Below are 11,254 nucleotides of genomic sequence, written 5' to 3'. Positions count from 1 at the left end.
ACGGACAATCCGGCTGGAAAGTCCACATAGCACCAGATGGGCGACCCGAGTTCATCCCACCGCAATACCTCGACCCGCTACAAACCCCACGCCGCTGAACCCGAGGAGCCCGCCGACCACCACCGGCGACGGGCCCCTCGGCATGCCCACGCCCAGTTGAACCAGGTGCCGAACATCGAACCCTGCGACCGACCCGCCAACCGCTCGCGGAGATCGACCGCTGGGGCCTCGGTGAGCAGATGTAGTCGGTGACGGCCCGAGCGCATCGAGCCTCCTTGCCCTTTCTCGGAGGCTCCCTTGGCCACGGCGTCATGGGCGATGTCGCGATAGATCACCCGAAGCGCCAGCGGCGGCCTGTCTATCACGTAGAACCACGTAGTTCCTTCAGCGCTGCGACCCGGTACTGGCTGGCTAGATCGACCGCCACGTAAGGAGGTTCGCCGACGAGCCGGACCGCCTGATAGGCACCCCACTTGTCGCCGTAACCGAAGGATTGTGCGTTGCCTTCGAAGCCTTCAAGGCCGGCGACCTGAGCCACTCCGGCCAGCCGCCGAAAGGCAGATGAACAGAGCACTCGGTCCCGGTCGCGCTGATACGCATCCCGCCTCAGTCCACCATCACCAAGTCCAGTCCCCGCAACCGTTCCCGATCCGCGATGACGTCGATCTCGCTGATCTTCCCGTCCACGAAAGCGAACGCGAGGACCACCGAAGGCCGTCCTTCGTCGGCCATCACGAGTCCGATGCCGCCGTTCACCAGCGCGAGCTGGGTGACGGCCGCCCGCACCGAAGCGGCCGCAGCACCACGGGCCACCGTGTCGGCACCCCGCAGGAAGATCGGCGCGCGCGATGGGCCCGCGGCCTTGTCGGCGCGGAGGACGACGTCGGGGTGCAGGAGTTCGAGGAGCGCTTCGAAGTCTCCGCCGCGGGCTGCTGCCAGGTAGGCGTCGACGACTTGGCGGCGTCGCGCGACGTCCGGTTCCGTGGTGGCGGAACGGCCTTGGACGCGGCGCCGGGCGCGGCTCGCGAGTTGCCGGGCGGCGGCCGGGGTGCGGTCGATCAGCGGGGCGATCTCGTCGAACGGTACGGCGAACATGTCGTGCAGGACGAACGCGAGCCGTTCGGCGGGGGCCAGCGTGTCCAGGACCACCAGCATCGCGAGGCCGACCGAGTCGGCCAGCACCGCGTCGGCGGCGGGATCGACCGAGGAGTCGATCGGCTCGGACGACTGGTCGTCGAGCGGTTCCTCCCGCCGGTGGTCGCGCGAGCGCAGCACGTTCAGGCAGATCCGCGCCACCACCGTGGTCAGCCAGCCGCCGAGGTCCTCGATCTCACTCGCATCGGCGCGGTCGAGCCGTAGCCACGTGTCCTGTACGGCGTCTTCGGCCTCGCTGACCGAACCCAGCATCCGGTACGCCACCGCCCGCAGCCTGGTCCGGTGCTCCTCGAAACGTTCAGTCAGCCGCTCCACCGCTCACATTCAACAGCCACCGAGATCGTCGGCGAACCGCACACCCGCCGACCGGTACGAGGCGGCCCGATCGGCGGCCGCCTGTGGCGTCAGGACCTCGTTCTTCGCGTAGTAGACCCAATCCACCTGCTCGAGGTAGGTGCTCGTGCCACCGCTGTGCTGCGTGAGGTCGATGAACCACTGGTTGAAATTGAGGGACATGTTCTGCCGCGGGTACACGTCGAACGGCCCGCCGCGGTCGTGGTCAGCCACCAGGGCGCCGTCGATGTAGTACCGCACATGGCCGCCGGACACGGTCGCGGCGACGGAATGCCAGCCGTCGATGCTGCGGCGCTGGCTGTCGCTCTTGTTCTCGGCGTACCACGGGTCCGGCGTGTAGGTGTGCCAGCTGGTCTGGAAGTTGACCGGCCCCGCCTCGCCCCATCCGCCGTTGGGCAGGTACTCCGAGAAGTCCAGTTCGCTGTAGATCGGGTCGTTGTCGTAGCGGAGCGGGCTGATCGTGAAGAACGTCTGGTTGATCCGGTCGCCGTCCGGACCGGACACCGGCGCGTCGGAGAAACGGATCCGCGCCGCGTAGGTCCCTTCGAAGAACCGCCGGTCCGGCTGCATGATCTCGGTCTGCGTCGTGCCCGCGGGCGTGCCGTCGGTGACGGAGGCGAGTTGCAGCACCTTGTCACCGTCGGACGTCGGGAACGTGATGCCCTCCGGGGCCCAGCGCGCGCCGCCGACGCCAGGGCCACCGGCGCCGGAACGCACCTGCCAGCCGTGCTGGGACAAGAGCCCGTCGGTGTGCGAGGTGTAGTGGAAATCGTCGAACAGCTGCCCGCAAGCGGGCGCTCCGGTCGCGGTACCCGGCGCGAGCCCCAGTGCGGCGACCGACAACGCGGCGACGGTGGCGGAACGGAACTTCCCTGGGTTCGGCATCCTTGTCCCCTTTACCACTGGTCAGTTTCCACCACCGTCGCCCGGTGAAGTGGTAAAGTCAATAGGTCTAGACAACTTGTCCACCAGCCAATTCGAGATGACCACTGGGTAGGCTGTGGTCATGCGGCGAACAGAGGTCAAGGATCGGCTCCGCCTGCTCATCGAGCGGCGGCAGCCGGGCGAGGTCCTGCCTTCGGAACGCGCGCTGAGCACCGAAATCGGCGTCTCGCGCCCCACCCTGCGGGCCGCGATCGACGAGCTGGAACGCGACGGTCTCGTGGTCCGCGAACACGGCCGCGGCACGTTCACCGCACCGCGCAAGATCTCCCAGGATCTCGTGCCCGCCACCGGCGGCGAACAGTTCGCCCCGCCCGCCGAGGGCCACTGGACCAGCCGGGTGATCGACTTCGCCACCATCCCGGCGGGCGCCCGGCTCGGCAAACGACTCGAGGTCTCCCCCGCCCGGCAGCTGGTGGCCGTCACCCGCGTCCGCGTCGTCGAAGAGGCGCCGATGGCGATCGAACGGATCCTGGTCCCGCGGGATCTCGTACCGGACATCACGGCCGCGGGCTTCGAATCCGGCTCGTTCTACGAACTGCTCCGCACGCGGTACGAAGTCGTCCCCGCGACGGCCGTGCAGATCATCGAGCCGACCGTCACCGACGCCGACGAATCCGGCCTGCTCGGCGTCCCGCAGCACTCCCCGGCACTGTTGTTCGAGCGCACCACCCGCGACGAGAGCGGCCGCGTGATCGAGTACACCCGCTCGATCTACCGCGGCGACCGCTACCGGATCACCTCGCATCTGACGTTCGACCAAACCTCGGGCTGACTCCGGCGCGCCGGGGCCGTCCGGCCGCGAGTGCATGCGAGACTCCCGGGCGATGTACACCCCGTCCGATCTCGCCGACCTGCTCGAATGCGAGCACCGCAGCCTCCTGAACCAGGCGCTGGCCGCCGGTCTCCCGGGAGCGCCGCGACCGGGCTCCGGGCCGGATCAGCTGGCGGTCACGCACGGGCGCGCGCACGAGGCCGCGACGCTGGACAAGCTGCGCGGCGAGCGCAGCGCCGTCGTCGAGATCGACGAACGAGACCCGGTCGTCGCCGCGAAAGCCACCGAAGAGGCGCTTCGGGCGGGCGCGCCGGTGATCTACCAGGCGGTCTTCCACGACGGCGAGTTCTCCGGCCGCGCCGACTTCCTGATGAGGGACGACGAAGGCCGCTACGAGGTCTACGACACGAAGCTGGCCAGGCACGCGAAGCCCGCTGCGGTGGTCCAGCTGACCGCGTACGCCGACGCCCTGCGCCGCGCCGGCTGGCCCGCGGGTCCGCGGATGCACCTGCTGCTCGGTGATCACAGCACCCGCTCGTTCCGCGTCGACGACTTCCTCCCGCTGGTGGACCGGCTCCGCGCCCGGCTGCGGAACCGACCGCCGACCCTGCCGGTCCCGTTGTGGGCCGACGAACGGCCCGCCTGCGGTGGCTGCTCCTACGCCGCCCATTGCGCGAGTGCCCGCGAAGCCGATCGCGACCTTTCGCTGGTCGCGGGAATGCGCGGGGACCAGCGGCGGAAGCTCGTCGCCGCGGGACTCGGCACCATCGACGCGCTCGCGACCGCCACACCGGAGGATCGGCCACGCGACATCTCGACGACGTCGTTCACCACGCTGCGCGCCCAGGCCGCGATCCAGGTCCGGCAGGACGCCACCGGGCAGATCGCCTACGAGATCATCGATCCGGACGCGCTGGCGACCTTGCCGCCGCCCGCTCCCGGTGACGTCTTCTTCGACATGGAAGGCGATCCCTACGCCCTGGCCGGCGAAGGGCTCGAATACCTCTTCGGCGCGGTGACCGCGGACGCCGACACGAAGTTCACGCCGTTCTGGGCTCACAACCGGGCGCAGGAGAAGCGAGCTTTCGAGGAGTTCGTCGACTTCGCCACCGCGCGGCTCACGGAGCATCCCGGTTCGCACGTCTACCACTACGCGCCGTACGAGGTCACCGCGATCAAACGGCTCGCCGCCGTGCACGGGACCCGCGAGGACGCCGTCGACCACTTGTTGCGCAGCGGCGGGCTGGTGGACCTGTATTCCGTGGTGCGCAAGGCACTCCGGGTCTCGCAGCGGTCGTACTCCATCAAGTACCTCGAACCGCTCTACATGCCGGAAGCCCGCGACGGCGACGTCAAGACGGCGGTTTCGAGTATCGAGGCCTACGAGGAGTACCTGACGCTCACCGCCTCCGGCGAGACCGAACACGCGGACGAAGTGCTGCGCGGGATCAGCGACTACAACGAATACGACTGCGTTTCCACGCTGCGGTTGTTCGAGTTCCTCCACAAGGTCCGGGTGGAGGAAGGGATCGAGCTCGCCGAGCCGCCGGAAGAGTCCGATGTGGACGCTCTGCTCCGGCAGACCGAAGAGGACGTCGCGGCCCAGAAACGCGCGGAACGCGCCGCGCAGCTGGCCGCGCTGGTCGATCCGCTGCTGGAGGGCCTGCCCGACGACCCGACCGAGTTCACCGGCGAGGACCGCGCCCGCGCGCTGCTGGCCGCGTCCGTCGGCTACCACCGCCGCGAGACGAACCCCGCGTGGTGGGAGTACTTCCGCCAGCTGGCCGCCCCGCTCGGCGACCTGGAGACCGACAACGCGTGCACCGTCCCGGTTTCGCTGGAGGCCGGGGAATGGGTGCCGCCTTCGGGCCGGGTCCGGAAGGCGAAACGCTCGCTCATGCTCCGCTGCGACCCGGACCGGCCGCATCCCTTCGCCCCCGGCGACGACGTCCGCCTGCGGTACGGGGCGGCCGCACGGGACGCGAAGGTCGTCTCGGCCACCGCCGTCGAACTGACCCTCGAAGAAAGCTGCCCGCCCGACGAGACCACCGCGGACAGGCCGGTGGCGGTACTGCCAGGGAGCCCTGTCCGGCCGTCCCCCAAGGACGACGCGGTCGCGGACCTCGCTCGCCTCGTCGTCGGCACGCTGCCGGTGCTGCCCGCTCATCCCGGCGTCGATCTGCTCCGGCGCACGTCGCCGCGGTTGCGGGACGACCGGCCCCTGCCCGAGCCCGGGGCGGATCTGGTGAACACGGTGATCGAGGCCGTCGAGACGCTCGACGGCTCCGCGCTCGCCGTCCAGGGCCCGCCCGGTGCGGGCAAGACGTACCTCGCGGGCAGGCTGATCGCGAAGCTGGTGCGTGCGGGCAAGACGATCGCGGTCACCTCGACCAGTCACAAGGCCGTGGAGAACGTGCTGTCCGCCGCGCTGAAGAACGCGCCGGATCTGCCGTGCGCCAAACGCGCCAAGCGGACCCCTGATCCGGCCGCGCCCTGGGAGCAGCCGAAGACCAATCCCGCGCTGGTGAAATGGCGCGAGGAGCACGACACCGGCCAGCTGGTCGGCGGGACCGCGTGGACGTTCGCGCACGCCGCGATCCGGGAAGAGCCCTTCGACCTGCTGATCATCGACGAGGCCGGCCAGTTCGCCCTCGCCGACGCCCTCGCGGTGTCGATGTGCGCCAAGAACCTCCTGCTGCTGGGTGATCCGCAGCAGCTGCCGCAGGTCGTGCAGGGCACGCATCCGGCGGGCGCCGAGGCGTCCGCGCTCGGGCATTTGATCGGCGAGGCCGACATCATCCCGGCCGAACTCGGGTACTTCCTCGACGAGACCCGCCGGATGCACCCGGCCGTCTGCTCTCCGGTGTCTCAGCTGTCCTACGCGGGACGCCTGCACTCGCATCCTTCGGCGGCCGAGCGGGCGATCGAGGGCGTCGAGGCGGGCCTGTACCTCGCCGAGGTCGATCACCACGGGAACACGACACGGTCGGTCGAAGAGGCCGAGGCGGTCACCGCCCTCGTGTCCGAACTCCACGGCCGCGCCTGGACCGACCACGGCGATCCCCGGCCGCTCGGTGACGAGGACATCCTGGTCGTGGCGCCGTACAACCTGCAGGCCCGCGTCGTGGCGCGTGCGCTCGACCAGGCCGGGTATCCGGGCGTCCGGGTGGGCACGGTCGACCGGTTCCAAGGGCAGGAGGCGCCGGTGGTGATCACCACCATGACCTCGTCTTCGGCCGTCGATCTGCCGCGTGGCCTGGACTTCCTGCTCTCCCGGAACCGGCTCAACGTCGCGCTCTCGCGGGCGCAGGCGCTCGCGATCGTGGTCTGCTCGCCACGGCTGGTCGAAGCCGACATCCGCACGGTCGACCAGATGCGGCTGGTTTCGGGCATGCTCGGGTTGATGACCGAAGCCGTGCCGTGGCACGCAGGACGGAGTGACCATGAGTGAGAACAGTCCGGAGAAGAAGCCGGAGATCCTCGACGCCGAGATCGTCGAGGAGACCCCTGTGCCTCCCGTCGAGGTTCCGGACCCGGACTACAGCGAGTCCGGGGTGCCCTCGTTCGATCACGTGCGCGACCGCATCGAGCAGCGGTACACGACCTCGCTGGGCTCGACCGAACTCGCGGGCATCGGCGGCAAGGAAGACGTGGCCTCGCTGGACAAGAAGATCGCCGACCGCGACAAGGCGGCCAAGGACAAACTGGCCGAGATCCGCCGCGCGATGCGGGAGCAGTGAATCAATCCCAGTGCGGTGAACCGGCCTTCAGCGCGATGGCGTGCGCGTTCCGATAGTGCTCGTCGGCCGCTTCTCGCAGGCCGAGGGCGGTGGCCAGCTCGCCGAGATAGTGCGCGACCGGGCGGAGGGTGAGCATTCCGCTTCCGGCGCCCGCGATCTCGTCCTCGGCCGGGAGAAGCTCGGCGTACAGGCGTTCCATCGCCGTCCGGTCGCCGAGTTCGATCGCGACGATGGCATGCAGGCAGGTGCGCGCCTCGTACAGCAGGTCGCGGGGCGAGTCCGGGATCGGGAGCACCGGACGGCACCAGCTTTCGTAAGCTCCGTAGCTTTCTTCGCGCACTTCGGGCGGCAAGCCCCGTTGGATCCGGTCGCAGAACAGGGCGAGTGCGAGGATCCCGTTGTCCACTCCGGACATCGCGGTTCCGGCGAGACCCGCCGCCGCGGCGCGGTAGGCGGCTTCCCCACCGGCGCCGGTCATCGCGGTCCGCATCGCGCGATACCACCGGGTGAACACGCCGACGAGCGGAAGGCCGTACTTCTCCCCCAGTTCATCCGCCGAAGCGGCGTGCCGGTCCGCGGCCGCGAACTCCGCGAGCGCGCTCTTCGCCTGCACGAGCACGAGATGCCCGAGTACCTCGAACGTCACCAGCCCATGCCGCCTGGAGAGGTCGACCAATTCCGCACCGATCCCGGCCCGCCGGGGTGCGAGCCCCGCGCGGTCGAAGGACTGCAGGAACCGGGCGTTGAGCGCGAAGGCCAGCAGGGCCGGGTCACCGATCCGGCGGGCGAGCGTCTCGGCTTCCCGTGCCGCGTCGCGAGCCCGCCGTCCGCCCGCGTTCCGCAGTTCGACGGCGAGCGTGGCCAGCAGACGGCACCGCTCGGCCTCACGATCGGCGGGCAACGCGGCGAGGGTCCGCTCGACGGCGCCCGCGATCCGGGCAGCGAGTGCGGGATCGTCGCTCTCGGTCCAGCTGGCGGGGACGTCGAACGCGCCGATCACCCGCGCAGTCAGCAGCGGATCGTCCAGCTTTTCCGCCAGCTCCAGCGCTTCCGCCCGATGCCGGCGGGACTGGCCGAGGCCGCCCGCGACGGCCGAAGCACGCGCCTTGCCCATGATCAGCTCCAGCCGCTTCTCCGCGTCGGAGGCGCCGGACCGATCGAACGCGGTGAGCGCGGCGTCCCAAAGTCTCGCCGCTTCAGCCTGCGCGAAACGGCTTTCGGCCCGTTCGGCGGCGGCCCGCGCGTAGTGTGCGGCGCGGTCCGCGTGCTCCTCGGACAGCACGAAATGGTGCGCCAAGGCATCGACGTCGTCAGGGCGCAGACCTTCCAGCGCCTCGGCGATCTCGCCGTGCTCGCGGGCACGGCGCGAACGAGAGAGATCGTGGTAGAGCGTGTCCCGCACGAGCGCGTGCGCGAACCGGAATCGACGCGGCGCCGGCTCGGTCAGGAATCCTTGCCGGACAGCGCTTTCGACCGCGTCGAGCGCGGTGTCCCCGGCCAGTGCCTCGAGTACGTCCAGGTCGACGTCCGTGCCGATCACCGCGGCCCGGCGCACCACGCTCCTCGCCGCGTCCGGTAGCGCTTCCAGCCGGTGCCGGACGACGTCGCGGACTCCCGGCGGCACCGCGTCCAGCGCGGCCGGGCCCTCGGCGGCCAGCAGACGGGCGAGTTCACGGGCGAAGAAGGCGTTACCGCCGCTGCGCCGGTGGATCAACGCAGCAGTCCGCGAGTCGACTTCCTCTCCGGTCGTGACCCGGACCAGGCCGGCGACTTCGGTCTCGGGCAGGCCGCCGAGGTACACGCGGACCGGCTCGTGGCGTGCGGCCCTGCCGAGGAAATCCGTCAGCCGCGCGGGCGGGTCGGTGCCTCGATGGGTCGCGACGACCAGCACCGGCTCGGCGAGCACCGCGGTCAGCAACGCGAGCGTCTCCTCACCCGCCCAGTGCAGGTCGTCGACGACGAGCAGCAGCGGCTTGGCGCCGGCCAAGTAGGTCGCGACCGCCCGATGCCATCGCCAGCGCGCGGCGACGGGATCTTCGGACACCGGTTCCGCCGTCGGCGCGGGGCCGTATCCGGCGTCGGCGAGGGTCGCCAGGATCCGGGTCCACGCGTACGCGGGCGGCACACCCTCGTCGTCCGGGTTGCTCCCCCAGGCCGTGGCCCAGCCGCGTGCGGCGAGCCGGGCGGAGAACGCCTCGGCGAGCGCGGTCTTGCCCACCCCGGCGTCGCCCGACACGAGCACCAGCCGCGACCGGGCCGCGGCTTCCTCGAGTCTGGTCAGCTCCGCGTCGCGGCCGACCAGCGGCCGTTCGGCGATCTTGGGCGCGGACGGCGTCAGCCGCGGTGCTTGCGCCAGGATGCCGGCTTCCAGTTCGCGCAGGCCCGCGCCGGGATCGATGCCGAGTTCGTCGGCGAGCAGCTTGCGCGCGGTGCGCAACACCGTGAGCGCGTCACCCTGCCGCCCGGCACGGTAGAGCGCCAAGGCCAGCAGCCGGGAACCGTTCTCCCGCAACGGGTGTTCGCGCACCCGTGGTGCCAGCTCGGGGATCACCTCGGCGGCCCGGCCGAGCGCGAGGAGAGCTTCGGCACGCAGTTCCCCGGCCAGCAGCCGGAGTTCGGTCAAGCGGGAGACCTCGCCACGCGCCCAGCCTTCGTGGGCGAACTCGGCATACGCCGTCCCGCGCCACAACGCGAGCGCGGTGTCCACTTGCGACAGTGCCGCGTCCGCCCGCCGGGCGTCGAGCAGTTCGCGGGCGGCGGCGACGGCGGCCTCGAAGTCCCAGGCGTCGACGGACTCCGCGCGCAGCGCGTAACCGCGGGCGACCGTGACGAGCAGCCGAGCGGGCTCGCGGGGCGCGCGATCCGGCTCCAGCGCGCGGCGAAGAGCACCGACGAACGTCTGGACGGCGCCGACCGCGCCCTCGGGCGGCCGCTCCCACAGGTCGTCGACCAGGCGTTCCACCGGCACGACGCGGCCGCGGGCGATCAGCAGCCTGGCCAGCACCGCCCGGTGCCGCGGCCCTTTGAGCGCGACGGCTCCCCGCGCGTCTTCGGCCACGAGCGGGCCGAGCACCCCGAACCGCATCGTCACCTCCCTCTTCACCGACGGTGATCATCGTGCCCCGGCCGCTCGGTCGTCGCTGACCGGGTGCTGATTCGCGCCGGGGACGCTGGCGGTCATCACGGAACGACCAGGAAGGTATCCATGCGCATCACCGGATTCGACTACCAGCGGGTGCCCGTGGCGGACGGCGTCGCACTCGACGTCGCCGTCGCCGGGACCGGCAGCCCGATCGTGCTCCTGCACGGCTTCCCCGAGACCCACCTCATGTGGCGGCACGTGGCGGCCGATCTGGCGGCGGACCACACCGTTCTCTGCCCTGACCTGCGAGGATACGGCGAGAGCGACAAACCCGAAGACACCGGCGAAACCTACTCGAAGCGCACGATGGCGGCCGACGTCGTCGCCGTCGCGAAGGCGTTCGGCCATGACCGGTTCGCCCTCGCCGGGCACGACCGGGGCGCGCTGGTGGCCCTGCGGGCGGGGCTCGACCATCCGGACAAGGTGAGCCACCTCGCGATCCTCGACGTGCTGCCCACGCTGGACATGTGGGAAGTCCTGCACGGCACCCGCGCCGCGGTCGGCTTCCACCTCTATCTGATGGCGCAGCCGCCGGGACTGCCCGAACAGCTGATCGGCGCCGCGCCCGACGCGTTCTTCGGTCACTTCCTCGACGCCTGGACACAGCGCGACGACGCGATCCCGGCCGACGTCCGGGCCGCGTACCTCACGGCCTCGCGGAACGCGGTGACCTCGATCGTCGCCGACTACCGCGCGTCGGCGGGCATCGACGTCGAACACGACAAGGCCGATCGCGCGGCGGGCAACCGGCTCGCCATGCCGCTCACCGTGCTCCAGCAGGACTGGGGTGCCGCGCTCGGCTACGACGCCGTCGCGCTCTGGCGGGCGTGGGCGACGGACCTCGACCACCGGACGGTCACTGCGGGCCACTTCATGGCCGAGGAATCACCGGCGGAGGTGGTGAAGGCACTGCGAGACCTGCTCGCACGCTAGGCCTTCTCGAACGCGGCTTCGGCCGGGCGAGCGGGTCGTGAGTGGCGGGCGGTAGGGCGAAGGCTCCCTTCGCTGCGTCTGATGTAGTGATGGACGCCTTCGTACTTTCGCGGGGGTGGGGGGGGGGGGGGGGGGGGGGGGGGGGGTGGTGGTCTACAGAACACCCCCACCCCCAAAACAACAACCCCCACCACACACAGGGAAAACAAAAAC

At 70.7% G+C, this 11,254-nt stretch carries 8 protein-coding genes; 4 read left to right on the top strand and 4 right to left on the bottom strand.

Translation table 11 applies throughout. The annotated features are described in order from the left end of the window. Positions 1-361: 361 nt before the first annotated feature. From ACIHAO_RS40665 to ACIHAO_RS40655, 3 genes are all read right to left on the bottom strand, one after another. The gene (locus tag ACIHAO_RS40665; RefSeq protein WP_396567284.1) at positions 362-538 is read right to left on the bottom strand and encodes a hypothetical protein; all 177 of its coding nucleotides are present in this window, start codon (positions 536-538) and stop codon (positions 362-364) included. A gap of 68 nt (positions 539-606) precedes the next feature. Then, complete coding sequence (locus ACIHAO_RS40660) at positions 607-1,470, bottom strand: sigma-70 family RNA polymerase sigma factor (protein WP_396567282.1); 864 nt, start codon at positions 1,468-1,470, stop codon at positions 607-609. A gap of 9 nt (positions 1,471-1,479) precedes the next feature. Beyond that, a complete protein-coding gene (locus ACIHAO_RS40655) occupies positions 1,480-2,394 on the bottom strand; it encodes a glycoside hydrolase family 16 protein (protein WP_396567280.1) in 915 nt (304 codons plus the stop codon). Between the two features lie 121 nt (positions 2,395-2,515). On the opposite strand from ACIHAO_RS40655, the gene ACIHAO_RS40650 reads away from it, so the two are divergent. From ACIHAO_RS40650 to ACIHAO_RS40640, 3 genes are read left to right on the top strand one after another with little or no spacing between them, the layout of a single operon-like run. Further along, complete coding sequence (locus tag ACIHAO_RS40650; protein WP_396567278.1) at positions 2,516-3,226, top strand: GntR family transcriptional regulator; 711 nt, start codon at positions 2,516-2,518, stop codon at positions 3,224-3,226. Between the two features lie 52 nt (positions 3,227-3,278). Then, the gene (locus ACIHAO_RS40645) at positions 3,279-6,677 is read left to right on the top strand and encodes a TM0106 family RecB-like putative nuclease (RefSeq protein WP_396567276.1); all 3,399 of its coding nucleotides are present in this window, start codon (positions 3,279-3,281) and stop codon (positions 6,675-6,677) included. Continuing rightward, a complete protein-coding gene (locus ACIHAO_RS40640; protein ID WP_125786352.1) occupies positions 6,670-6,966 on the top strand; it encodes a hypothetical protein in 297 nt (98 codons plus the stop codon). Before ACIHAO_RS40645 ends, ACIHAO_RS40640 begins: the two co-directional genes overlap by 8 nt. Position 6,967: 1 nt before the next feature. On the opposite strand, the gene ACIHAO_RS40635 is transcribed toward ACIHAO_RS40640, so the two are convergent. Beyond that, positions 6,968-10,051 (bottom strand): BTAD domain-containing putative transcriptional regulator, encoded by a 3,084-nt coding sequence (locus tag ACIHAO_RS40635; protein WP_396567274.1) that lies wholly within the window; start codon positions 10,049-10,051, stop codon positions 6,968-6,970. A gap of 120 nt (positions 10,052-10,171) precedes the next feature. Between ACIHAO_RS40635 and ACIHAO_RS40630 the strand changes: the two genes are divergently transcribed. Next, a complete protein-coding gene (locus ACIHAO_RS40630) occupies positions 10,172-11,041 on the top strand; it encodes an alpha/beta fold hydrolase (RefSeq protein WP_396567272.1) in 870 nt (289 codons plus the stop codon). Positions 11,042-11,254: the final 213 nt, after the last annotated feature.

The sequence above is a fragment of the Amycolatopsis sp. NPDC052450 genome, from assembly GCF_044547565.1.
Lineage (GTDB): Bacteria > Actinomycetota > Actinomycetes > Mycobacteriales > Pseudonocardiaceae > Amycolatopsis.
The sequence above is the reverse complement of the archived record's forward strand: the minus strand, read 5'-3'. Positions and strand labels throughout refer to the sequence as shown.

Coding starts and splice junctions, on each gene's coding strand:
- ACIHAO_RS40640 (WP_125786352.1), top strand. CDS start 6,670: ATGAGTGAGAACAGTCCGGAGAAGAAGCCGGAGATCCTCGACGCCGAG.
- ACIHAO_RS40630 (WP_396567272.1), top strand. CDS start 10,172: ATGCGCATCACCGGATTCGACTACCAGCGGGTGCCCGTGGCGGACGGC.
- ACIHAO_RS40650 (WP_396567278.1), top strand. CDS start 2,516: ATGCGGCGAACAGAGGTCAAGGATCGGCTCCGCCTGCTCATCGAGCGG.
- ACIHAO_RS40645 (WP_396567276.1), top strand. CDS start 3,279: ATGTACACCCCGTCCGATCTCGCCGACCTGCTCGAATGCGAGCACCGC.
- ACIHAO_RS40635 (WP_396567274.1), bottom strand. CDS start 10,051: ATGCGGTTCGGGGTGCTCGGCCCGCTCGTGGCCGAAGACGCGCGGGGA.
- ACIHAO_RS40655 (WP_396567280.1), bottom strand. CDS start 2,394: ATGCCGAACCCAGGGAAGTTCCGTTCCGCCACCGTCGCCGCGTTGTCG.